We start from the raw sequence: 25,197 nt of genomic DNA, 5'->3' as shown, positions 1-25,197 counted from the left end.
GGTTCAGTTTTTTACGTTAAAAGCTCAACTTTTTATGCGTATCAATTCACATACACCTTACATTTTTCTCTGATTTTAAATAAGATTTTACCAAAAATAATGCAGGTTTTATCATGCAATCAGGATTAAATTGTTTTTAGAATTTTGAGTGTATACAGGTCAAAAGATGCAGACATAGCCGCAGCTACGGCTATGTTTTTTTAATGAAGAACAAACTCAAAATGAAAAGCAAACGTGACTCTTTTCATGCTGATGTTGGTATTCATTTAATTTCGAACAAGGTCTCTTGCCGAAGCTTGGGCTGTAGGCATAATCAATACGTCGTTGATGTTGACATGTGCCGGACGACTAGCAATAAATTCTACCGTATCGGCAATATCTTCGGCGTATAAGGGAGTAAAACCATTGTAAACCTGATCGGCCTTTGATTTATCTCCCTTGAAGCGAACGACAGAAAATTCTGTTTCTACCATTCCCGGGGCTACAGATGATACCTTAATATTGTGAGGAAGCATGTCAATTCTCATTCCTTTGGTTAATGCATCTACTGCATGTTTGGTAGCGCAATATACATTTCCTCCCGGGTAAACTTCCTTGCCCGCAATTGATGTAACATTAATAATATGGCCTTTCTTTCTTTCAATCATTAATGGGCTAACCGCTCTGGTAATGTAAAGTAAGCCTTTAATATTGGTGTCAATCATTCTTTCCCAATCATCAATCACACCATCCTGAATAGCAGAAATCCCAACAGCCAAACCGGCATTGTTTATCAATAAGTCGATATTTTGCCACTCTTTGGGAAGCTGGGTTATTTTGTCGAACACATCCTCCTGTTTGCGAACATCTACAACCAGTTTGCAAATCTTACAGTTTGATTCTTTTATAATTTCCTTTTCGAGCTGGTTTAGGTTTTCTTCTCTTCGACCCGATATGATTAGATCGTATCCTGCTTTTGCCATTCTTTTAGCACAAGCTTCTCCAATACCGGCAGTTGCACCTGTTATAAAAGCAATTTTTTTCATTTTTGTTTGTATTTCTGATTTATTTTGTTAATGATTTTGTATCCTGTTTTGCATTTAATGTTTTATTGAACGGTAAAGGTAAAAACAACAGTCATAATTCGTGTTCCTATCTTATTTTTTTTAATTTTAAAATGTTCACCACCAATAAAATTGCTTTATGGAAAGACAAAACGTTTCAGTTCAAATAGCAGAAAATCTAGGAATAAATAAAGAATCGTATGATCAAATTGTTCAGAGTTTAGGCAGAGATCCAAATTTATTGGAATTGCAAATTTATTCTGTAATGTGGTCAGAGAACTTATCATATAGGAGTTCAGCTTCCTGGATTTCATCCTTACCCAATAAGGGTGATAACATAGTATCAGGAGCACAGGAAGCTAATGCAGGAGTTATTGATTTGGGAAATGGCGAATGTTGTGTGTTTAAAATGGGAACTCATAATCACCCGTCGGGAATTGATCCTTACCAAGGAGCAGCTACATGTGTGGGCGATGTTTGCAGAGACATTGTTTCGCTTGGAGCAAAACCACAAATTATATTGAATTCATTGCGTTTTGGAGATTCAACTCTCGACAGAACAAAATGGTTAATGGAAGAAATCATTAAGGGGATTAATGATTATTCTAATGTTCTTTACATAGAAGATATGGGAAGTGAAATCTTCTACAATTCTTCGTATGATACAAATCCATTAGTAAATGTAATGATAGCTGGGCTTGTTCCTAAGGATAAGTTACTCAGCAACCGAAAACTGAAAGTAGGACAGGTTTTGTTTATCGTTGGTAATCCTACTGGTTCGGAAGGAGTGTTTGGAAAAAATGAGAGTTTTACCATTCCAAAAGGAGATCCTGATTTGGGCAATACATTAACGGATGTAATATTACAATTGAATGAACAAGATGCTTTAATCCGGGTTGAAAATATGGATATGGCCGGAATATTAAATGCATGTTCGGTGATTAGCGCACACGCAAAAACCGGCTTGGAACTGAATTTGAATAAAATTCCACTGGGTGAGGAAGGAATGACAATTGAGGAGGTTCTTCTCTCTAGAACTCAGGAAAGATATATGATTGTTGTGGATGAGGAAAAATCAAGCATGCTTAAAAAGGCTTTTGATGATCGGAATGTAACTTGTGAAGAAGTAGGTGTTTTAAGCTCAAATAAAACCATTCAATTTTTTGAGAATTCAGAAGTGGTTGCCGAAGTAAATGCACAGGATTTGGTGATGGGTTTTGGTGCTCCAAAAACCGAGAGAAAGTTTCAAGAGCTTGAAAGTAATAATAACATCGACTTTCTTGAAACCATTTCAGAACCCGATAATTACTGGAAGGTTATTAGTAAAATGGTAAACAATCCAAACCTGGTAATTAAGGAACATTTGCAACGGAATATGGAAGAGGCCAGAGTTAACTCACCATCGGATGCCCAGATAGCTTTATTAGGAAAAGATAAAAAAGCCATATGCTTTACGGTTTCCGGTAATTCGGTGTATTCCTTAAACAATCCATATATAGGTGCACAAATTAATATTGCAAGAGCTGCGCGACGTATTGTATGTTCTGGTGGAAAGCCATTGGCAATTAACGACTGTTTAAATTTTGGCAGTCCGCTCGAGGAGAGTGTGTATTCGCAGTTTGTTGCAACCATAAAAGGGATTGCCAAAGCCAGTTCCCACTTCGAAACTCCTGTGGCCGGAGGGAATGTTAGTTTTTACAACGAAAGTTCGGTGCTGGGAAAAAGAAAAGCTATTAATCCTACTCCTGTTATTGCCATGATGGGAATGCTTCCGAATAAAGAAAATCATATGTCTTATATTTTTAGAAATAAAGGAGAAATGATTTTCCTAATTGGTAAGTCGCGTAATGATATTTCCGGCTCAGAGTATTTATGCTCTTATCATCAAAAATGCAAGGCCGGAATCCCTTACTTCGATATTGAAGAGGAAAAGAAAATTAATACTGTTACAGCAAAACTAATCGAGTCGAAATTAATCGGTTCGGCACATAGTGTAGAGCGAGGTGGATTGTTTTTTAACTTGATTGAGTCGGCTATGCCTTTGGGATTGGGCTTTGATATCACTTCACCTGCCGAGGTTCGAATGGACGCATTTTTATTTGGCGAAGCACAGGGAAGGGTTGTGGTATCGGTTTCCATGGAAAATGAAAACGAATTTATTGATTTGATGATGGAAAGTGGCCTACCATTCTCAACCTTAGGACACATCACCAAAGGAGAACTTCGAATTGATGATATTTCGTATGGTTTTATTGATGAGTACAAGAAAATCTACGAAAGAAATAACATTTTAGCTTAGCGAATTTTTGAAACAATACCGGTTTTATTATGAAATGAGTATTAAATTGTTTGGAGGATTTTGAGTTTGGACAAGGCAAAAAATAGAGGCTTAGCCATAGTTGTGCCGATATTTTTTAAGGAAGAATAAACTCATAAGGACAAAAGAATGAGACTTATTTCATGCTAATACTGGTATCATAAGGAAACAGATAACAAAGAATCAGGTAATGGTTCTTTGTTTTTCATTCATTATATTTGTGCGGTCGTAAGGTGTTGTACCAGTTTTATTATAAATGAGATTTAAATTGTATGAAGAATTGATGCTAATACTGGTATTACGATTGCATTGTTTTTGAAATCTATACGATCATGTATAAAAAATGGGAATAGGTTTCGTGCTATTAACTAGAAATAAAAGTTCGTGGTAAATCCATATAAAGATTTAGACAAAGGAAAAAAGGCGCAGGTAGAGCTGATGTTCAATAATATCGCTAAAAAATATGATTTTCTGAATCATACTTTGTCAATGGGGATTGATCGGCTTTGGAGAAAAAAGGCGATTAAATTATTGAAACCTTTAAAGCCTAAAAAGATTTTGGACATTGCTACCGGCACAGGTGATTTTGCTTTGGCAAATCTAAAGTTAAATCCCGATAAGGTTATAGGGATTGATATTTCGACTGAAATGTTGGCAGTGGGAAGAAAAAAAATTGCCAAAAAGAATTTGAAACACAAAATTGAACTCTTCGAGGGTGATTCTGAAGATATACAGTTCGACGACAATTCTTTCGATGCCATTACAGTGGCCTTTGGGGTTCGTAACTTCGAAAATCTAGAAAAGGGATTGTCAGAAATGAATCGTGTGGTAAGACCGGGAGGAAAGGTGCTGGTTCTTGAGTTTTCGAAACCCAGAAAGTTTCCTGTAAAACAGATCTACAACTTTTACTTTTTTAGAATTCTGCCATTCTGGGGAAGAATGTTTTCTAAAGATGCTTCGGCATATACTTACCTGCCTGAATCGGTTGATGCTTTTCCGGACGGGAACGACTTTCTAAAAATTTATGAGAACTGTGGTTTTACTGATACAAAACAAATAAAATTGAGCTTTGGTATTGCTTCCATTTACATTGGAAGCAAGGCGATGCAATAATTTTATATTTTAATGGTTATTACTAAAAAATAAACGATAGGATTTGAAACGGACGCTCTTAATACTACTCTGCCTTTCCTTTTTTTCCTCAGTTTTTGCACAACGAGGATATAAACCTGAAAGCATACTGAATTATCAAAAAGTGGATCAGAAAAGATTGCACTTTGGATTTAGCTTGGCAGTAAACAGCATGGATTTTGCCATATTTAATGCAGGTAGAACCGAAGCCAGGGCAGAACAAGTTGTTTTTTCGCCAGGTTTTTCGGTTGGAATTGTATCTGATTTGCGCCTGCACGAAAATTGGTCATTGCGATTTTTACCGGGATTGGAGTTCGGCGAGAGAACGATTAAGTACTCCAATTTACCACAAGATGAGGTTACCGTAGAATCAGTTCTGGTGAACTTGCCCTTAATGCTTAAGTATCGCGCCAAGCGCTTGAATAACTACAGGCCATATTTAATTGGTGGTGCAAGTTATAAGATTGATGTGCAATCGCAAGATGCGCTCGATCCTGAGAATAACATGCTCATTCGTTTGAATACTACCGATGTATATTTGGAATTAGGAGCAGGGGTTGATTTTTATTTGCCCTACTTTAAGCTGGCTACCGAACTGAAATTCGCCATTGGCTTGCGAGATATCTTAAATCATCAGTATGATATCGACAACCCCGGATACGAGGCATACACAGATGCCATTCGTGGAATGAATTCCAAAATCATTACCCTTTCATTCCATTTTGAATAGGATCAATTTCAGATTAGGATTTATCTGCTTATCTTTTTTTTTCCATTTGACAGATGGAAACCACAAGATCGAAATCATCATTCCCGTGTATGTTTAAGAATTATTTTAACGTGAGTTCGAGGTAAAATTCGTTCACAGTTTGAACTGATTTTGAGTAGAAATTTTATCAAATTTTCGAAGGAATATCGGGATATTTCAAGAAGATTTGAGGAAATTTATGCCGAAAGCAGGCAAACACATAATGGAAAGTTCTCTTTACGAGATCTTCACATTAAAAATTCCTCAAAATAGCCCGCTATTCTTTCCAAATTTATAATGCAAATCTATCGCAAATGTAACTTTCTGTGGATAGAATTTTACGTCGAACTCACGTTATTTTAATCATGCTCGTATTATAAGAATCTGATTGTATTTTTTTACCTTTTAATAAGGTATTGATTCTTGATTTCCTTTTACCTTTGTTCATTCACCTTTTAAGTAAACTCATGATTACTGATATTGATATTGTTCTGAATCCCAAACAAGCTTCTGATGAATCTTTTTACAAGCCCATTTTGGCTCAAAGGCTAAAAATTAAAGTGGGTAGAATCAATGGAATGCTGATTTTAAGAAAGTCGGTTGATGCTCGAAGAAGAGATGTCAAAATCAATATGAAATTCAGAATTGCAGTAGATGAGAAATTGCCAATAGCAAGCGATCGTATTTTCAATTATCCAAAAGTTGCTGGTCAGAAAAAAGTAATTGTGGTGGGAGCAGGACCTGCAGGCTTGTTTGCAGCACTTCGATTAATAGAGTTGGGTTATTGTCCGATTGTTTTGGAGAGAGGCAAAAGTGTTGAAGACCGTAAGAAAGATTTGGGGAAATTGCATAGAACAAGGAGTGTTGATCCCGATTCGAATTACTCGTTTGGAGAAGGTGGAGCAGGAACTTTTTCTGATGGCAAATTGTATACCCGTTCCAAGAAACGGGGAAATCTTAAAAAAATTTTAAATGTACTTCATTTTCATGGAGCACAGGACGAAATCTTGTACGAAGCTCATCCTCACATAGGAACCGATGTACTGCCAAAAGTAATTGTGAACATTCGAAAAAGTATTATTGCAGCGGGTGGCGAGGTTCATTTCTCGTGTAAGCTTACCGATTTTATTATTGAGAATCATAAGATTACCGGTGTAAAAACCGATAGTAAGGGAGTACTGAATGCCGAGGCAGTGATTTTGGCAACAGGTCATTCGGCACGAGATGTATATCGTAAATTGAATGATTCGAATATCGATATCGAGGCCAAGTCGTTTGCTATGGGCGTTAGAATTGAGCATCCGCAAGAGCTGATCGATCAGATTCAATATCACAATCCCAATGGCAGGGGCAAGTATCTGCCAGCGGCGAGTTACAGTTTCGTGCAACAGGTAAAAGACCGTGGGGTATACTCATTTTGCATGTGTCCGGGAGGTGTTATCGTTCCTGCGGCTACAGGCGAAAATCAGCAAGTGGTTAACGGAATGTCATCCTCGGGAAGAAATACAGCATTTGCCAATTCGGGAATGGCTGTGGAGGTTCGAACCGAAGATTTATTGGAATACAAGCAATTTGGTGCCTTGGCGGGATTGCATTTTCAAGAAGACTTGGAGGCACAATCTTTTGCAGAAGGAGGCGAAAACCTGACAGCACCAGCTCAACGAATGCTGGATTTTGTGGAAGGGAGAAAGAGTGAATCCTTACCCAAAACATCCTATCATCCGGGAGTGCTTTCTTCCGAAATGCACAAATGGTTGCCAAAGCATATCGCATTTAGATTGCAGGAAGGCTTTAAGGCATTTGGCAGAAAATCGAAAGGATTCTTAACCAATAAAGCTGTGATTTTGGGTGTAGAATCGCGCACATCTTCTCCCGTTAGAATTCCACGAAATCGTGAATCTTTTCAGCATACTAAAATAGAAGGCTTATTTCCCTGTGGCGAAGGTGCGGGCTACGCTGGTGGAATTGTTTCAGCTGCTATGGATGGCGAACAGTGTGCCGAAGCTTTTGATCGATATATTAACGTGAGTTCGATGTAAAATTCGTTCACAGTTTGATCTGATTTTGAGTAGAAATTTTCTCAAATTTTCGAAGGAATATCGGGATATTTCAAGAAGATTTGAGGAAATTTATGCCGAAAGCAGGCAAACACATAATGGAAAGTTCTCTTTACGACATCTTCACATTAAAAATTCCTCAAAATAGCCCGCTATTCTTTCCAAATTTTTAATGCAAATCTATCCCAAATATAACTTTCTGTGGATAGAATTTTACGTCGGACTCACGTTATATTACCAATGGCTGCCATCAAATCAATCAGAACTAAAATTCCAGCCTTCTAAACTCAGAGCAAATTATTGCTGCGGCTACCGATACGTTTAACGACTCGGATGTTTCCTGATTTTCAGGAAAATTGGGAATAAACAATTTGTGTGATACCATTTCTTTTAATACATCCGAAATTCCTTTGCCTTCGTTTCCCATTACAATAAATCCTTTATCCGACAATTTGCTATTGTAAATGGTTTCACCTTCCAAAAAAGTGCCGTAGATCGGAAAATCAGGATTTTGATATTCCGAAAGCAAAGAATCTAAAGGGATGTAGCTTAATTTAATGCGTGCAATTGCCCCCATGCTTGCCTGAATTACTTTCGGATTGTACAAGTCAACAGTGTTGGGCGAACAAAATATGTGACTGATGCCGAACCAGTCGGCAATACGAATAATGGTTCCTAAGTTTCCTGGATCTTGAATGTCATCTAGTACAATCGAAAGGGAATTTGCTATTTCTTTTTTGTTGAGATCAAGTTTAGGAATTTTAAAAACCCCTACAACCTGGCTTGGGGTTTTAAGGTTACTGATTTTTTTGATTTGGCTAATCTCGGTCTCAATCCTACTTTCTATACTGTTCCGATCATCTATAGTGTACTGATTTTGCCAATCTTTGGAATAAATCAGGTAGGCAGCCTTTATTCCTGAGCCTAACAAATCCATTACCAATTTATCGCCTTCGGCAATAAAAAGCTGGTGGGTGTCTCTAAATTTTTTTCTTTGCAGACTGGTGATGAGTTTGATTTGATTTTTGGACAGCACAACTGGTGATTTAAAGATTAGCAAATCAATATGTCTTGATAGGCGATGTGCAAGAATAAATGCAATACGGCTTATTTTTAAGATGCATTACAAATTATTAATTGATATAAGTATCTTTGCTTTAATTTAAACCGATAAATATTCAATTTGTTCTTGAAAGCTTTTCAAAAATACAAAAGTAGTTATTATTTTCCGATTTCACTTTTCTTTCTAATCCTCTTACTTGGCATTTCATCTTGCTCAACTACCAAGTATGTTGGGGATAACGAATATCTTTTAAACCGTGTAAATGTAAAAACGGATGATAGATCTGTTCCTGTAAGTGATTTAAAAAAGAACATCAAGCAAAAATCAAATCTTAAGATTTTGGGGATGTGGCGTTTTCATCTCGGATTGTATAATTTGTCGGGAAGGAATGAGTCGAAAGGATTCAATAAATGGCTTAGGAGAATTGGTGAGGAGCCAATAATCTATGAAGATTTTCAGACCAGGCGTTCGGTTAAACAGTTGCAACTCTACATGAAAAAAAAGGGTTACTACAATGCGGTGATAAAGGATTCGGTAATCTATAAAAAGAAGAAAGCCAAGGTTTACTACAACATCACGGCCAACGAACCTTATCGATATAGCGATTTGTATCATCAACTTGATGATTTGCCATATGCCTTTTTATCGCCATTGCAGAAAGATGGAGAGATGTCTGATTCAAGCCTTATTCGTAGCTATTTGAACGAAGACAGGATAGATTCGAAGATAAAAACAGGCAATAAAGTTGATTCTGATGTTTTAAGCGAAGAGAGAATGAGAATCTTTAAAATGTTGAAGAATAAAGGTTACTACAATTTTTCGCGAGAGTACATTCATTTCATGATGGATAGTACGAAAAAGAACCATCAAATGGATATTTTTGTTGGACTCAAAGCTCCGCAAAATAAGAAGGCTGTCAAAAAATATCGTATCAATAAAGTGAAAGTCTTTACAGAATACGATCCCAAATTAATGTTGATGAACGACTCAACTTATCTTGCTGACTTGGATACCTTGGTGCATAAAAATGTTGAGTTTATATATCAAAAAAAACTTAAGATAAAGCCGGATGTAATCTTGTCATCCATATTGATTAAAAAAGGAGCTCTATACAAGCTTACTTCCGTTGAGCAGTCATATAGCAGGCTGCAGCAGTTAAATCAGTTTAAATTTCTGAATATAAGATTCGATGAGGATCTGGAAAGTGCAAGTGGTGAATTCGGGAGTTTAAACTGTATTATCCAGCTTAGCCCCCATAATTTGCAGTATTATTCTTTCGAACTGGAAGGAACCAACTCATCTGGTAATATCGGATTTGCAGGGAATTTAAATTATCAACACAAAAATCTATTTGGAGGAGCCGAGGTTCTTGATGTGCAATTGTCTACAGCTCGCGAAAATGTAAAATCAGATGAACAAACCAATTTTAGTTCTACCGAATATGGTGTGGTTTCAAAATTGAGTATTCCAAAGTTTCTATTGCCGTTTTTTGATGCGGAAAAATTTAGAAAGTCATACAATCCCAGAACGGTTTTCTCGCTTTCTTATAATTTTCAAAAACGTCCTGATTATACCCGAACAATTGCTGATGCAAGTTTTGGTTACTTCTGGAAGTCGTCTAAATATTTGCGCCATACATTCAATTTGATTGAGCTAAATTTTGTTGATGTACGAGATTTAAGTGATGATTTTTTGGGTGCTATTGATAATTTATACATACAAAACTCATTTACCGATCACGTTATTGCAACAACCAGATATTCGGTCACCTATAACGATCAGAATATTAACATTCCCCGCAGCTACAATTACCTAAGATTGAGTGCTGAAGTTGCAGGAAACACCTTAAAAACCATCGACAATATTATTGGAAGATCAAAAAGAAACGATTATGATTCAAATGGTAAGCTTGAAGGTACTTATCACGATTTTCTGGGGATTAGATATGCTCAGTATGTAAAAGGAGATATTGAATACAGGTTTAATCATTACATTAACCGTGCGAACAATATGGTGTATCGTGTTTTCTTTGGCATAGGATATCCATACGGAAATCTAAAGGTACTGCCTTTCGAAAAGAGTTACTTTTCGGGAGGAGCAAATGGTATCAGGGCATGGCAGGTACGTTCTTTAGGTCCGGGTTCATATGTCGACGAGGGAGCCACCTATCCAAACAATACGGCCGACCTTAAGATTGAAGCCAATCTGGAATATCGTTTTAAGCTATTCTGGGCTTTGGAAGGTGCTTTGTTTTTGGATACAGGAAACATTTGGGCAATCTCTGGAAAAGATGATCGTGAAGGAGCTGAGTTTCAGTTTAAGGATTTTTACAGAGAACTTGCTATTGGCACAGGCTTTGGTACTCGGGTTGATTTAAACTTTATTCTTTTTCGTATCGATTTGGGTTTAAAGCTAAGAGATCCTGCTAGAACTGGCAGTGAACGCTGGATCATTACCAAGCGTCCTTTTAAATTCAATCAGTTAACTTTCAATATTGGTATTGGATATCCATTTTAAACTGATTTATTGTGAGGGAAAGAGCGTGAATTAAACATATACTGTAATGGTTGTTTTGATCTTGTGACTTACACCTAACAAATGCAACGAAATTATAAACAGAAAAGATCCTTTATTTACATTCTTTCAAAATATTCAATTGCATTCGTTTGCACAGTTTTCTTATCTCTAAAACGGTGCAAAATATATTATTTCTTTTTAACTTCGTGGTAAAATTTACTTTCCAGACAATTTTATAAGAACTATCCGATAAATTATATTATTATGAAACGAGTATTAGATGTTGTTAAACCGGGAGTGGTAACCGGTGATAATGTGCAAAAATTATTTCAGGTTGCTAAGGAAGAGGGTTTTGCAATCCCAGCTGTAAACGTAGTTGGAACTAACTCAATTAATGCTGCATTAGAAGCTGCTGCTCAGGTAAATTCTCCGATTATCATTCAGTTCTCGAATGGTGGAGCATCTTTTTTTGCAGGTAAAGGTATTAAGGCAGAAGGACAAAGCGCTGCAATTATTGGAGCTATAGCTGGAGCTAAATATGTTCATACTGTAGCTGAGCACTATGGTATTCCTGTAATATTGCATACAGATCATGCAGCAAAGAAATTATTGCCTTGGATCGACGGTTTGTTGACTGCTGGTGAAGAATATTTTGCTCAAAAAGGCAAGCCTTTATTTAGTTCACACATGTTGGATTTGTCAGAAGAAACTCTTGAAGAAAACATCGGAACTTGTGTGAAATATTTCGAAAGAATGAACCAAATTGGTATGACCATCGAAATTGAATTGGGTTGTACTGGTGGTGAAGAAGATGGTGTTGACAATACAGATATGGACAATGCACTATTGTATACTCAGCCAGAAGATGTAGCCATGGCTTACGAAGCACTTTCTAAAGTTTCTTCACATTTTACAATTGCTGCTTCATTTGGTAATGTACACGGTGTTTACAAACCTGGTAATGTTGTGTTAACTCCAAAAATTCTTGATAACTCACAGAAATTTATTTCGGAGAAATATGCTTTGGCTGATAACACTGTTGATTTTGTTTTCCATGGTGGATCAGGTTCTTCTTTAGAAGAAATTCGTGAAGCAATTTCTTATGGTGTAATCAAAATGAATATCGATACAGATACGCAATGGGCATTCTGGAATGGTATTCGTGAATTCGACGTATCCAATCATGATTACCTGCAAGCTCAAATAGGAAATCCTGATGGTGAGGACAAACCAAATAAGAAATACTACGATCCAAGAAAATGGTTACGCGAAGCTGAGGTTTCGATGAAAGATCGTTTAGTTATGGCTTTTGAGGATCTTAATGCTGTAGGACGTAACTAGTTCTTAAAAAAAATATATTTTTCAGAAGCCTGGATGTTTCATCCGGGCTTTTGTTGTTTGATGTGATTATAAAAATTGCCGACACTTAGGAATTAGAACTAATATTTTGCAAATTTGAACTTGCCCTATTTGTAAATAATTAATCTAAAAACTTAAAACATGTCTATTAGTAATCCTTCCGGACGCGATACTTTTTCGAGCAAGTTTGGTGTAATTGCAGCAGCAGCTGGTTCAGCAGTGGGTCTTGGTAACATTTGGCGTTTTCCCTATGTAGCAGGAGAAAATGGTGGCGGAGCATTCCTTTTAATATATTTGGCTTTTATTATTGCTATCGGATTGCCTGTAATGTTATCAGAGTTGTTGATTGGTCGAAAGGCGCAAAGAAATGCATTTGGATCGTTTCGTAAACTTGCACCAGGATCTATGTGGTCGGTAGTAGGACTTATGGGAGTTGTGGCAGCATTCTTAATTTTGGCATTTTATTCTACCATTTCAGGTTGGACATTAGAATATTTGTACCAAGCCATCAGTAATGGTTTTTCACACGGGGATACTAAAGCCATGTTCGACACCTTTAAGCAAGGAACTTTCCGTCCTTTAATGTGGCAAATGATTTTTATGCTGCTTACGGCATGGATAGTGTTCTCAGGAGTTAAAAATGGGATTGAAAAATATGCTAAAATTCTGATGCCCTTGTTGTTTTTTCTTATACTAGCCATGTGTGGACGTTCTTTATCTTTGCCAGGAGCTTCTGAAGGACTTGATTTTTTATTTAAACCTGATTTCTCAAAAATATCTGTAGGAGTAGTACTTGAAGCATTAGGACAAGCTGCCTTTTCACTAAGTATTGGTATGGGTGCATTAATTACCTATGGTTCATATATAGGAAAGCAAAATAACCTTGGAAAAACATCTGTACAGGTTACTATAGCCGATACTTTGATAGCAATGCTATCAGGGGTGATGATATTCCCTGCTGTATTTGCATTGGGTTTTCAGCCCGATTCGGGGGCAGGCTTGGTTTTTGAAGTATTGCCAAAATTATTCCTCGAAATGCCCGGAGGATACTTTTTCTCAATTTTATTCTTCTTTTTGTTAGCTGTTGCAGCTTTAACTTCAACCATTTCGGTTTTGGAGGTTGTAGTAGCTTACTTTTCCGAAGAACTAAAAATATCAAGAAAAAAGGCAACAGTAATTGGTGCTTTTTCTATTTCTGTATTAGGAGTTTTTGCAACACTGTCATTTGGTAAATTATCCAAAATTAGTATTTTAGGACAGTCTGTTTTTGAGATTATGGAATATACGGCAGCCAACGTTTTGTTGCCTTTGGGTGCATTGTTAATTGTTATTTTTGTTGCATGGAAATTAAAGAAATTAAAAGTACGCGAAGAGTTGTCAAATCAAAATTCCTTAAAAGTGACATACTTTAAAATATTCTTTTTTATAATTAAGTGGCTAGCTCCATTTGCTATTGCAGCCGTATTCTTAAATGGAATTGGATTCATAAGACTTGGATAAGATTAATCTTTTTGTTAGTATTGGTAGGCGTTGTTGTTAATTGGCACTTTCTTATATGTCATTAAAAAAAGTCATAAGAGAGTATTTTTCCTATTCGGCTTCGGAAAGAAAAGGATTGTTATTGTTGGTAATCATACTAATGATTGTATTGATATTGCCTAAAGTTTATTCGCCTAAAACGGAAGAATTAACTGTTGCAAATAAAAATAAACGCATTGATAGTCTGCTTACGGTTTTGAATAAGAAGGATGGAAAGAAGGAGGTGGTTCTATTCTCATTCGATCCAAACACAGCTTCACTTGCTATTTTAACTAGATTGGGATTGACAAAGTTTCAAATTAATAACATTATTAAATATAGAAAAAATGGAGGGGTGTTTAAGTCAAAGTCAGATTTTAAAAAAATATATGGTATTGATGATAATGATTACAACAGATTGAAAGAGCATATCAATATCCCAATTGCATTACAAGCAAAGAAGAGTAATAAGGCTGCAAGAAAGAAAGCAGCGAATGATCTTTTCTGCTTTGACCCAAATACAATATCCAAATCAAAATGGAAGAAATTAGGTGTTGATGATGTGATTGCAAATCGCATTCGTAATTATTTGTCTACTGGAGCAAAATTTAAAACTGTTGATGATCTGGGTAAGATTTATGGATTCGATACGGTGTTGTTGATGATACTAAAACCATATGTAAGGATAAAAGGGGAGGATAAGGATAAAAGGGAGGAATTAATTGATTTAAATCTGGCTGATGCAATCACCTTAAAATCACTACCAGGAATTGGAGAAACTTTATCTCACAGAATTGTAAAATATAGAAAATTGCTAGGTGGCTATAGTAATAAGCGTCAATTGCTAGAGGTGTATGGTTTGTCAAACGAAACTTATCTGGGAATAGAGAATCTTATTTATACATCAATAGAATCATTGCGGAAAATTTCAATTAACAAGTGTGATGCAAAAACGCTAAGCAAGCACCCATATATTAATAATAGAGTGTCCTCGGATATCGTAAAATATCGTGAAAGACTCGGGAGATTTCAATCTGTTCAAGATTTAAAGGCAAAGCATCTTTTAGTTGATAGTGTATTTCAAAAAGTCGAAGCTTATTTAAGTATTTAATAGTTTCGAACTTTGAATTCTATGGAGAAGCTTGACTATTTGTCCTTAATTTCATATTTCTGAAAATGGGTCTAAAATATTAGAATGTAGATATTTTGGATACTTTTTTCAAAATAAATTTGAATTATACTGATTGAATTAATAAATTTGCGGCTCACTTAGAAAAACATAAATATTAAAGGAGAAAATTATGATTGTTATTCCTATGAAAGAAGGCGAAAACATTGAAAGAGCCTTAAAAAAATTCAAAAGAAAATTTGAAAAGACTGGTGTAATTAAAGAGCTTAGAGGAAGACAGGTTTATAAAAAACCATCTGTAAAGAGAAGGGAAGAAAAATTACACGCGATCTACGTTCAGCAATTACAGCAAGCTGAAGATTGATTTTTTGGGATTAATTCCTTGATGTCTTAATTTTTTGTATCTTGGGAAATCCTGTTGGATAAATATCCCGGATGTATGAGTTTTAAGGAATCTTTTCTGTCTTATTTACAATACGAAAAACGATATTCTGCACATACAGTTTTGTCTTACGATTGCGATTTAACGCAATTTTTTGAATTTTATTCAGGTTCTGAAGATATTCAAATAGAAGATATAACTTTTAAAGATGTGCGAAGATGGATCGTTTTTTTAATGAATGAAGGTAAGACTTCACGAACCGTAAATAGGAAATTATCCACTTTAAAATCATTTTTTAAATACTTACTTAGAGAATCAGTGATTGATTCGAATCCGATGGATAGAGTCGTTGGGCCTAAGCAAGGGAAAAAATTACCTGGTTTTGTTGCGGAGCACGCAATGCAGGTTTTAAGAGAGCTTGATTTTGGAGAGGGATTTGAAGGTGTTCGCGATCAATTAGTGGTTGAGATGTTCTATCAAACTGGCATGAGATTGTCGGAGTTGATGAATCTAAAAGAAGCAAATGTTGATCGATCTGCATCTTTAGTTAAAGTTTTAGGAAAAAGAAATAAAGAAAGAATCATTCCTTTAAGTGAAAGTTTGTTGAAGCTTCTGGATTTGTATCTGGTGGTTAGGGACAAAACTTTTGGTAAATTGGATGGTTTTCTTTTTGTAACCAAAAAGGGGGTGCCTGTTTACGAAAAGTTGTTGTATCGAATCGTCACTAAACATTTGTCGAAGATCACAACAATGAGCAAGCGAAGCCCGCATATTCTAAGACACACATTTGCAACTCATCTTTTGAATAACGGAGCAGAGTTGAATGCAGTGAAGGAATTGTTAGGGCATTCGAATTTATCGGCAACACAGATTTATACTCATACTACTTTTGAGCGTTTAAATAATATATATAAACAAGCTCATCCGCGAGCATAAATTTGGGAGGATTAAAGCATGATTAACATTCAATCAATTGGTTTTGTTGCTGATGTGAAATTGGAAAATTTCATTGAGAATAAGCTTGGAAAAATAATGAAGCTCAATGGCGATATTGCAGGGGCTGAAGTTTTTCTCCGGGTTGAAAAGTCGGATATTACTGAAAATAAGGTAGTGGAAATCAGCCTTGATATTAAAGGAGCGAATGTCTTTGCTAAAAAGCAAAGTAAGACATTTGAAGAGGCTGCGGATATAGCTGCTGATGCATTGAGAAAGCAGGTGGTAAAACGCAAAGAAAAACTAAGGGCAAAATAATTGTAAAAAACACTTGATTATTTTGTGATAAATTTAAAATATTTTTACATTTGCAAACCATTTTCAGGGAAAATATGCCTGTTAAATAGATGGTTTGCATTTTTTGCCGATGTAGCTCAGCTGGCTAGAGCAGCTGATTTGTAATCAGCAGGTCGTGGGTTCGAGTCCCTCCATCGGCTCTAAATTATTACATATTGGGGAGATACCAAAGTGGCCAACTGGGGCGGACTGTAACTCCGCTGACTTTCGTCTTCGTAGGTTCGAATCCTGCTCTCCCCACTGGTAAACGAAAAGAAACATTTTTGTTTCTTTTTTTGCGGGAATAGCTCAGTTGATAGAGCATCAGCCTTCCAAGCTGAGGGTCGCGGGTTTGAGTCCCGTTTCCCGCTCAAATACGTTTGCCGTTGTAGCTCAGGGGTAGAGCGCTTCCTTGGTAAGGAAGAGGTCACGAGTTCAAATCTCGTCAATGGCTCAAGAAATTTAAAATATTGTTTTTAATTGTTGTCTAATATTAATTAATATTTGGAGTTATGGCTAAAGAACATTTTGACAGGTCAAAACCACACGTAAATATTGGTACCATTGGTCACGTAGACCACGGTAAAACTACTTTGACTGCCGCTATTACAACTGTATTAGCAAAAAAAGGTTTGTCCGAAGTGAAATCATTCGATTCTATCGATAACGCTCCTGAAGAGAAGGAGAGAGGTATTACGATTAATACTGCTCACGTAGAATACCAAACTGCTAACCGTCACTACGCTCACGTTGACTGTCCAGGTCACGCGGATTACGTGAAGAACATGGTAACTGGTGCTGCTCAGATGGATGGTGCTATTTTGGTTTGTGCTGCAACTGATGGTCCTATGCCTCAAACTCGTGAGCACATCCTATTGGCTCGTCAGGTAAATGTACCTAAGATCGTTGTTTTCTTGAATAAAGTTGACATGGTTGATGATGCAGAGATGCTTGAGTTGGTGGAGATGGAAGTTCGTGAATTGTTGGATTTCTATGAATTCGACGGTGACAATACTCCTATTATCGCTGGTTCTGCTCTAGGAGGATTAAACGGTGAAGCTGAGTGGGAAGATAAAATTATGGAGTTGATGGAAGCGGTTGATACTTGGATTCCACTTCCTCCACGTGATGTAGATAAGGCTTTCTTGATGCCAGTTGAGGATGTATTCTCAATTACTGGTCGTGGTACTGTTGCTACTGGTCGTATCGAAACTGGTATTGTAAAAACTGGTGAAGAAGTACAGATTATTGGTCTAGGTGCTGAAGGAATGAAGTCTGTAATTACTGGTGTTGAGATGTTTCGTAAGATTTTGGACGAAGGTCAGGCTGGTGATAACGTAGGTTTATTGTTGAGAGGTATTGACAAAGCTGCTATTAAACGTGGTATGGTTATTTGTCACCCTAATACAATTACTCCTCACACTAAGATTAAAGCTGAGGTTTACGTATTGAAAAAAGAAGAAGGTGGACGTCACACTCCATTCCATAATAAATACCGTCCTCAATTTTATATCAGAACTCTTGATGTAACCGGTGAGATTACTCTTCCGGAAGGAGTTGAAATGGTAATGCCTGGTGATAACGTAACGATTAATGTTGAGTTGATCACTCCAGTAGCATGTGATTTAGGTCTGCGTTTCGCTATCCGTGAAGGTGGTAGAACTGTAGGTGCTGGTCAGATTACTGAAATTATCGACTAATTAGTGCAAAATATTAAGATTGATCCGTGAATTCGGATCAATCTTTATTTAGACGGGTGTAGCTCAGTTGGTAGAGCACTGGTCTCCAAAACCAGGTGTCGGGAGTTCGAGTCTCTCCTCCCGTGCAAAGACAATTTGCCTTATGAAACTAAAAATCTATATTGAAGAAGTTTATAAAGAACTAGTTCAAAAAGTATCTTGGCCATCATGGTCTGAACTCCAAAGCAGTGCAATTGTAGTTATGATTGCTTCCACTATTATTGCGATTGTGATATTCGTTATGGATATGGGGTTTAAGAATTTGATGGATTTTATATATGATATGTTACACTAATAATTCCTTTTAGAAAAAGATGGCTGAAATTGAAAGAAAATGGTATGTTCTGAGGACTGTAGGAGGAAAAGAAAAGAAAGTCAAAGAATATATTGATAGCGAAATTTCCAATCTAGGTCTAACGGAATATGTGTCACAGGTTCTCATTCCTACCGAAAAAGTGTTTCAGGTGCGAAACGGGAAGAAGATTAGCAAGGAAAGAATTTTTTTGCCTGGCTATGTTCTGATCGAAGCAGCACTCGTTGGAGAAATTCCTCACATCCTTCGTAATATTACGAATGTGATTGGCTTCCTGGGGGATACCAAGGGCGGCGATCCTACTCCTATGCGTATGTCAGAAGTAAACCGCATATTGGGTAAAGTCGATGAACTGGCTGGCAAAGATGAGGAAATTAATATTCCTTACTATGTTGGCGAAATGGTTAAAGTGACTGATGGACCATTTAATGGTTTTACCGGTGTGATTGAAGAGGTAAATGCTGAGAAGAAAAAACTGAAAGTAATGGTTAAAATCTTCGGACGTAAGACCCCTCTTGAATTAAGTTTCATGCAGGTAGAAAAAGAATAATTAAATCCTTTAGAAAAATAAAGCTATGGCTAAAGAAGTTGCAGGATTAATCAAATTGCAGATCAAAGGTGGTGCTGCAAATCCTTCACCCCCGGTAGGACCTGCGTTGGGTGCTAAAGGGGTTAATATCATGGATTTTTGTAAGCAATTCAATGCAAGAACTCAAGATCAGGCCGGAAAAGTAATTCCGGTTGTGATTACCGTTTATTCTGATAGTTCTTTTGAATTTATTACAAAAACTCCTCCTGTTGCTGTACAAATTTTAGAGGCTGCAAAATTAAAATCAGGTTCTCCTGAATCTAACCGTAAGAAGGTGGGTTCAATTACTTGGGATCAAGTTCGTGAGATCGCAGAGGGGAAAATGAAAGATTTGAATGCTTTTAAAGTAGAAAGTGCCATGAGTATGGTAGCTGGTACGGCAAGAAGTATGGGTGTCACAATTACTGGTGATAATCCTCTTAATCAATAATTTTAAACACTGCAATTAAAATGGGTAAACTAACGAAAAATAGAAAGTTAGCTTCAGAAAAAGTGGATACTGATAAGCTATATTCTATCGACGAAGCAGCTAAATTGGTTAAGGAGATTACATCAACCAAATTTGATGCCTCAGTGGATATGGATGTTCGCTTAGGAGTTGACCCGAGAAAAGCTAATCAAATGGTACGTGGTGTTGTTACACTTCCTCACGGTACTGGTAAACAAGTTCGTGTTTTGGTTCTTTGTACTCCCGATAAGGAAGAAGAGGCAAAAGCTGCAGGTGCTGACTTCGTTGGCCTTGACGACTATGTTGCCAAAATCAAAGGAGGTTGGACTGACGTTGACGTAATCATCACCATGCCTACTGTAATGGCGAAAGTTGGTGCACTTGGACGAGTTTTAGGGCCACGTGGTTTAATGCCAAACCCTAAGTCTGGTACAGTAACAATGGATATCGCTAAAGCAGTTGCTGAAGTGAAAGCTGGTAAGATTGATTTTAAGGTCGATAAGTACGGTATCATTCACTCATCAATTGGTAAAGTGTCTTTCGAGGCAGATAAAATCATGGATAACGCTAAAGAATTTGTTGGCATTATCAATAAATTGAAGCCATCTGCAGCAAAAGGAACTTATATCAAGAGTGTTTACCTGTCAAGCACAATGAGTCTTGGAATCCAAATTGATCCAAGAACACTTGACTAATTAAAAATTTAATCAAGATCTTAGTAATCATGAAAAAGGAACAAAAAATTCAGATTATTGATAGCTTGACGGAAGAGATTAATGCGTCAAACCACTTCTATCTTACTGACATCTCAGAAATGAATGCTGAAGATACTTCAGCACTTCGTAGAGCATGTTTTGAAAAGGAGATTAAGTTGGTTGTTGTAAAAAACAGCCTTCTTAGAATCGCTTTAGAAAAGGCAGAAGGTGAGTTTGAAGGACTGGGTAATGTACTTAAGGGAGCTACTTCCCTTATGCTTACAGAAACTGGTAACCTTCCTGCGAAGCTTATCAAAGAGTTCCGTAAGGAACATGATAAACCTATCCTGAAAGCGGCTTACGTTGAAGAATCGCTTTATATTGGTGATAATGAGCTTGAAGCTCTTACTACCATTAAATCTAAAGAAGAACTGATTGGAGATATCATTGCATTGCTTCAATCACCAATCAAGAATGTTGTGTCTTCTTTGGAATCAGGAAAGAATATCCTAGCTGGTGTTGTGAAAACACTTTCAGAAAAAGAGTAATATATTTAGAGTAATTAAATTTTAAAAACTGAAGGAAAATGGCAGATTTAAAAAAGTTTGCAGAAGAATTAGTTAATTTGACTGTTAAGGAAGTAAATGAATTAGCTGAAATCTTAAAAGAAGAATACGGAATTGAGCCTGCTGCAGCTGCTGCAGTTGTTGCTGGACCTGCAGCAGGAGCTGAAGGTGCTGCTGCTGAGCAAACTGAGTTTGACGTAGTTCTAACTGCTGCTGGTGGTTCTAAATTAGCGGTTGTAAAATTGGTTAAAGAATTAACTGGTTTAGGTCTTAAAGAAGCTAAGGCTGCAGTTGATGCTGCTCCAGCTGCATTGAAAGAAAAAGTTTCTAAAGAAGAAGCTGAAGCACTTAAAGCACAATTAGAAGAAGCAGGAGCTGAAGTTGAGCTTAAATAGAAGCACTAACCTATATATAAGGTTATTTGGTTTAGAGTTCCTAAGTGGAACTCTAAGCCTTTTTGTTGTTTATTATCGTTTAGGTTCAATTAATTTTAAGTAAATGTCTTCAAATACTATTAGTCAAAGAATTAGTTTTGCTTCTAATAAAAATCAGCTTTCATATCCTGATTTTCTAGAAGTACAATTAAAATCTTTTCAAGACTTTTTTCAGCTGGAAACGACTCCGGAGAAAAGAACGAATGAAGGATTATTTAAGGTATTTAGTGAGAATTTCCCAATTACCGATACCAGAAATAATTTCGTATTGGAATTTCTCGACTATTTTGTTGATCCGCCCCGTTACACCATTGATGAATGTATCGAAAGAGGCTTAACTTATAGCGTACCGCTAAAAGCTAAGCTGAAACTTTACTGTACCGATCCTGAACATGAGGATTTCGATACAGTGATTCAGGATGTATACCTGGGAACTGTTCCTTACATGACAGAAAAAGGTACGTTCGTAGTTAACGGAGCTGAACGTGTGGTTGTATCACAGCTTCACCGTTCACCGGGTGTATTCTTTGGTCAAAGTGTACACGCAAATGGAACCAAGTTATATTCTGCCAGAATTATTCCTTTCAAAGGTTCCTGGATCGAATTTGCTACAGACATCAACAATGTGATGTATGCATATATCGACCGAAAGAAAAAGCTTCCTGTAACAACTTTGCTTCGTGCAATTGGTTACGAAAGCGATAAAGAAATCCTAGAGATTTTTAACCTTGCTGATGAAATCAAGGTTTCTAAGACTGGTTTGAAGAAAATCGTAGGAAGAAAACTTGCTGCTCGTGTTCTTAAGTCGTGGATTGAAGACTTCGTAGACGAGGATACAGGTGAGGTAGTATCTATTGAGCGTAATGAGGTGGTTATTGATCGTGAGACAATAATCGAACCGGAACATATTGAAGAAATTCTTGAATCGGGTGCAAAAACTATCTTATTGCACAAAGAGGAACAAAATCTTGCTGATTATGCGATTATTTACAATACGCTTCAGAAAGACCCTTGTAACTCCGAGAAAGAAGCTGTTCTTCACATTTATCGTCAGTTGCGTAATTCTGAACCGCCAGATGAGGCTACAGCACGCGACGTAATCGATAAACTATTTTTCTCTGATAAGAGATATGATTTAGGTGATGTTGGTCGCTATCGCCTAAATAAAAAATTAGGTTTAAACACGGATGGTGATACAAAAGTGTTGACCAAAGAAGACATTATTGAAATTATTAAGTACCTAATCAAGCTGTTGAATGCACGTACTGATGTGGATGATATTGACCACTTGAGTAACCGTCGTGTTCGTACAGTTGGTGAACAACTGTATACTCAGTTCGGTGTAGGTTTGGCACGTATGGCCAGAACCATTCGTGAGAGAATGAACGTTCGGGATAATGAGGTGTTTACTCCAATTGATTTGATTAACTCGAAGACACTCTCTTCTGTAATCAACTCATTTTTTGGAACGAATGCATTGTCTCAGTTCATGGATCAAACCAACCCATTGGCTGAGATTACACACAAACGTAGAATGTCGGCCTTAGGTCCTGGTGGTCTTTCACGCGAAAGAGCAGGTTTCGAGGTTCGAGATGTTCACTATACTCACTATGGACGATTATGTCCTATTGAAACTCCTGAGGGGCCAAACATTGGTTTGATTTCTTCTCTTTGTGTGTTTGCTAAGATCAATAACTTAGGATTTATAGAAACCCCATATCGTAAGGTAGCTGAAGGTGGTGTTGATTTGTCTTCGGCAGGTGTTGAATACTTATCAGCTGAAGAGGAAGAAGGCTTGACCATTGCACAGGCAAATGCTCCTTTGAACGATGATGGTAGTTTTGTGAATGCAAAAGCAAAGTCTCGTAAAGACGGAGACTTCCCATTTGAGGAAGTTGAAAATATCGATTTGATGGACGTTGCTCCTAACCAGATCGCTTCTATCGCTGCATCCTTGATTCCATTCCTGGAACATGATGATGCAAACCGTGCCTTGATGGGATCTAACATGATGCGTCAGGCTGTTCCTGTAATCAAACCTGAATCTCCAATTGTTGGTACTGGTTTGGAGGGAGCTCTTGTTCGTGATTCTAGAACTCAAATAACCGCAGAAGGTGATGGGATTGTTGAGTTTGTTGATGCCACTAAGATTGTTATCAAATATGAACAAACAGAAGAAGAAGCATTCGTTAGTTTCGAAGGTGATACAAAGACTTACGATATTCCAAAATACGGTAAAACCAACCAGGGTACAACCATCGACCTTAAACCAATTGTAACCAAAGGTCAAGAGGTAACACAAGGTCAGATTTTAACTCATGGTTATGCAACTCAGGATGGAGAGTTGGCTCTTGGGCGTAACTTAAAAGTGGCATTTATGCCTTGGAAAGGTTACAATTACGAGGATGCGATTGTTATTTCGGAGCGTATTGTAAAGGATGATGTATTTACATCGGTTCATGTTGACGAGTACACTCTTGAAGTTCGTGACACGAAACGTGGTATGGAGGAATTGACCTCTGATATTCCTAACGTAAGCGAAGAAGCAACCCGTAATCTTGATGAAAACGGATTGATTAGAATTGGTGCGAATGTTGAACCTGGCGATATCTTAATTGGTAAGATTACTCCAAAAGGGGAATCGGATCCATCTCCAGAGGAAAAATTATTAAGAGCAATTTTTGGTGATAAAGCAGGTGATGTAAAAGATGCCTCGTTAAAAGCTTCTCCATCATTACGTGGTGTAATTATCGATAAAAAATTATTCTCTCGTTCGGTTCGTGATCGTAAATCGAAGCAGTCTGATAAGCCTTTAATTCAGAAATTGGATGAAGAGTTGGCATCACAAGTAACAGCTTTACAAGCTAGATTAGTTGAAAAACTATTTATCCTTGTAAATGGTAAAACTTCTCAGGGGGTTAAAGATTACTTAAGTGTTGATGTTATTCCTAAAGGAGTTAAGTTCACTCAGAAATTGTTATCAGATATCAACTATTTGGAAATTAATCCAAACAAGTGGACAACAGATAAGGATAAGAACGAAACAATCAAAAAGCTTTTACACAATTATATTATCAAGTTTAAAGAGCTTGAAAGTATCAATAAGCGTAAAAAATACAATGTAACCATTGGTGATGAAATGCCGGCAGGTATCATTCAAATGGCGAAAGTATATGTTGCGAAAAAGCGTAAACTTCAGATTGGTGATAAGATGGCTGGTCGTCATGGAAACAAGGGTATTGTTTCACGTGTGGTGAGAGACGAAGATATGCCATTTCTGGAAGATGGAACAACTGTAGACATCTGTTTGAATCCACTTGGTGTACCATCTCGTATGAACTTGGGACAGGTTTTTGAAACGGTACTTGGTTGGGCTGGTATAGAACTCGGATTGAAGTTTGCTACTCCAATTTTCGATGGTGCTTCTTTGAATGAAATTACAAGTTATACTGATAAAGCGGGTGTGCCTGCATTCGGTAAAGCATATCTTCACGATGGAGGAACAGGTGAACGTTTCGACCAACCAGCAACTGTTGGTGTGATCTATATGCTGAAACTTGGTCACATGGTTGATGATAAGATGCATGCGCGTTCTATAGGACCATACTCATTGATTACCCAGCAACCACTTGGTGGTAAAGCTCAGTTTGGAGGTCAGCGTTTTGGAGAGATGGAGGTGTGGGCTCTTGAGGCATTCGGTGCTGCTCATATTCTTCAGGAAATCCTAACCGTGAAATCGGATGACGTTGTAGGTCGTGCTAAAGCTTACGAATCTATCGTTAAAGGTGATCCAATGCCAAATCCGGGTATACCGGAATCTCTAAATGTGTTATTACACGAGTTAAGAGGTCTTGGCTTGAGCGTAAAATTAATTTAAGCC

Annotated in this window: 21 protein-coding genes and 5 tRNA genes; 24 read left to right on the top strand and 2 right to left on the bottom strand. The window is 37.2% G+C overall.

Features of this window, described 5'->3' with window-relative positions; all coding sequences use genetic code 11:
• Positions 1–266 precede the first annotated feature (266 nt).
• Positions 267–1,025: an SDR family NAD(P)-dependent oxidoreductase gene (locus ACO05S_RS04640; protein ID WP_421920367.1), complete on the bottom strand. Its 759-nt coding sequence runs from the start codon at positions 1,023–1,025 to the stop codon at positions 267–269.
• 157 nt (positions 1,026–1,182) lie between these two features.
• On the opposite strand from ACO05S_RS04640, the gene purL reads away from it, so the two are divergent.
• The 4 genes from purL (at position 1,183) to ACO05S_RS04620 (ending at position 7,278) form a co-directional block, all read left to right on the top strand.
• Positions 1,183–3,342: a phosphoribosylformylglycinamidine synthase subunit PurL gene (purL, locus tag ACO05S_RS04635; RefSeq protein WP_421920366.1), complete on the top strand. Its 2,160-nt coding sequence runs from the start codon at positions 1,183–1,185 to the stop codon at positions 3,340–3,342.
• 402 nt (positions 3,343–3,744) lie between these two features.
• Positions 3,745–4,473, top strand: coding sequence for a bifunctional demethylmenaquinone methyltransferase/2-methoxy-6-polyprenyl-1,4-benzoquinol methylase UbiE (ubiE, locus tag ACO05S_RS04630; protein WP_421920365.1), 729 nt, complete (start codon positions 3,745–3,747; stop codon positions 4,471–4,473).
• Positions 4,474–4,615: 142 nt separating this feature from the next.
• Complete coding sequence (locus ACO05S_RS04625) at positions 4,616–5,221, top strand: porin family protein (protein ID WP_421920364.1); 606 nt, start codon at positions 4,616–4,618, stop codon at positions 5,219–5,221.
• A 485-nt stretch (positions 5,222–5,706) separates the two neighbouring features.
• Positions 5,707–7,278: an NAD(P)/FAD-dependent oxidoreductase gene (locus ACO05S_RS04620; protein WP_421920363.1), complete on the top strand. Its 1,572-nt coding sequence runs from the start codon at positions 5,707–5,709 to the stop codon at positions 7,276–7,278.
• A 283-nt stretch (positions 7,279–7,561) separates the two neighbouring features.
• On the opposite strand, the gene ACO05S_RS04615 is transcribed toward ACO05S_RS04620, so the two are convergent.
• Positions 7,562–8,332, bottom strand: a complete 771-nt coding sequence (locus tag ACO05S_RS04615; protein ID WP_421920362.1) for a TrmH family RNA methyltransferase — start codon at positions 8,330–8,332, stop codon at positions 7,562–7,564.
• A 153-nt stretch (positions 8,333–8,485) separates the two neighbouring features.
• Here ACO05S_RS04615 and ACO05S_RS04610 point away from each other — a divergent pair, with 153 nt between their 5' ends.
• The 20 genes from ACO05S_RS04610 to rpoB all read left to right on the top strand — a co-directional run bounded on the left by ACO05S_RS04610 (position 8,486) and on the right by rpoB (position 25,194).
• Positions 8,486–10,876: a BamA/TamA family outer membrane protein gene (locus ACO05S_RS04610; RefSeq protein WP_421920361.1), complete on the top strand. Its 2,391-nt coding sequence runs from the start codon at positions 8,486–8,488 to the stop codon at positions 10,874–10,876.
• Between the two features lie 264 nt (positions 10,877–11,140).
• Positions 11,141–12,217 (top strand): class II fructose-bisphosphate aldolase, encoded by a 1,077-nt coding sequence (fbaA, locus tag ACO05S_RS04605; RefSeq protein WP_421920360.1) that lies wholly within the window; start codon positions 11,141–11,143, stop codon positions 12,215–12,217.
• A gap of 159 nt (positions 12,218–12,376) precedes the next feature.
• Positions 12,377–13,735: a sodium-dependent transporter gene (locus ACO05S_RS04600; RefSeq protein WP_421920359.1), complete on the top strand. Its 1,359-nt coding sequence runs from the start codon at positions 12,377–12,379 to the stop codon at positions 13,733–13,735.
• Between the two features lie 55 nt (positions 13,736–13,790).
• Entirely contained in the window at positions 13,791–14,864 is a 1,074-nt protein-coding gene (locus ACO05S_RS04595; protein WP_421920358.1) for a helix-hairpin-helix domain-containing protein, read from the top strand.
• A 190-nt stretch (positions 14,865–15,054) separates the two neighbouring features.
• Positions 15,055–15,246 carry a 30S ribosomal protein S21 gene (rpsU, locus tag ACO05S_RS04590; RefSeq protein ID WP_421920357.1) on the top strand — a complete coding sequence of 64 codons (192 nt, stop codon included), beginning with the start codon at positions 15,055–15,057 and terminating at the stop codon, positions 15,244–15,246.
• Between the two features lie 75 nt (positions 15,247–15,321).
• On the top strand, positions 15,322–16,200 hold the full coding sequence (locus ACO05S_RS04585; protein ID WP_421920356.1) for a tyrosine-type recombinase/integrase: 879 nt from the start codon (positions 15,322–15,324) through the stop codon (positions 16,198–16,200).
• Between the two features lie 18 nt (positions 16,201–16,218).
• Positions 16,219–16,515 (top strand): HPF/RaiA family ribosome-associated protein, encoded by a 297-nt coding sequence (locus ACO05S_RS04580; protein WP_421920355.1) that lies wholly within the window; start codon positions 16,219–16,221, stop codon positions 16,513–16,515.
• Positions 16,516–16,620: 105 nt separating this feature from the next.
• Positions 16,621–16,694, top strand: a tRNA-Thr gene (locus tag ACO05S_RS04575).
• Between the two features lie 17 nt (positions 16,695–16,711).
• Positions 16,712–16,794: transfer RNA gene (locus tag ACO05S_RS04570), tRNA-Tyr, on the top strand.
• A gap of 37 nt (positions 16,795–16,831) precedes the next feature.
• Positions 16,832–16,904: transfer RNA gene (locus ACO05S_RS04565), tRNA-Gly, on the top strand.
• Between the two features lie 11 nt (positions 16,905–16,915).
• Positions 16,916–16,987, top strand: a tRNA-Thr gene (locus ACO05S_RS04560).
• A gap of 58 nt (positions 16,988–17,045) precedes the next feature.
• A complete protein-coding gene (tuf, locus tag ACO05S_RS04555; RefSeq protein ID WP_421920354.1) occupies positions 17,046–18,233 on the top strand; it encodes an elongation factor Tu in 1,188 nt (395 codons plus the stop codon).
• A gap of 52 nt (positions 18,234–18,285) precedes the next feature.
• Positions 18,286–18,358 (top strand) — tRNA-Trp (locus tag ACO05S_RS04550).
• A gap of 17 nt (positions 18,359–18,375) precedes the next feature.
• Complete coding sequence (gene secE / locus ACO05S_RS04545) at positions 18,376–18,567, top strand: preprotein translocase subunit SecE (RefSeq protein WP_421920353.1); 192 nt, start codon at positions 18,376–18,378, stop codon at positions 18,565–18,567.
• Positions 18,568–18,586: 19 nt separating this feature from the next.
• On the top strand, positions 18,587–19,135 hold the full coding sequence (gene nusG / locus ACO05S_RS04540) for a transcription termination/antitermination protein NusG (protein WP_171596482.1): 549 nt from the start codon (positions 18,587–18,589) through the stop codon (positions 19,133–19,135).
• Between the two features lie 25 nt (positions 19,136–19,160).
• Entirely contained in the window at positions 19,161–19,604 is a 444-nt protein-coding gene (gene rplK, locus ACO05S_RS04535; protein WP_421920352.1) for a 50S ribosomal protein L11, read from the top strand.
• A gap of 20 nt (positions 19,605–19,624) precedes the next feature.
• A complete protein-coding gene (gene rplA / locus ACO05S_RS04530; protein WP_421920351.1) occupies positions 19,625–20,317 on the top strand; it encodes a 50S ribosomal protein L1 in 693 nt (230 codons plus the stop codon).
• A 29-nt stretch (positions 20,318–20,346) separates the two neighbouring features.
• A complete protein-coding gene (rplJ, locus tag ACO05S_RS04525) occupies positions 20,347–20,865 on the top strand; it encodes a 50S ribosomal protein L10 (RefSeq protein ID WP_421920350.1) in 519 nt (172 codons plus the stop codon).
• A 38-nt stretch (positions 20,866–20,903) separates the two neighbouring features.
• Positions 20,904–21,278 (top strand): 50S ribosomal protein L7/L12, encoded by a 375-nt coding sequence (rplL, locus tag ACO05S_RS04520; RefSeq protein ID WP_421920349.1) that lies wholly within the window; start codon positions 20,904–20,906, stop codon positions 21,276–21,278.
• Positions 21,279–21,381: 103 nt separating this feature from the next.
• The gene (rpoB, locus tag ACO05S_RS04515; RefSeq protein WP_421920348.1) at positions 21,382–25,194 is read left to right on the top strand and encodes a DNA-directed RNA polymerase subunit beta; all 3,813 of its coding nucleotides are present in this window, start codon (positions 21,382–21,384) and stop codon (positions 25,192–25,194) included.
• Positions 25,195–25,197 lie beyond the last annotated feature (3 nt).

This window comes from Marinifilum sp. (assembly GCF_965230805.1).
Lineage (GTDB): Bacteria > Bacteroidota > Bacteroidia > Bacteroidales > Marinifilaceae > Marinifilum.
This window is presented reverse-complemented; position numbering and strand designations above follow the sequence as displayed.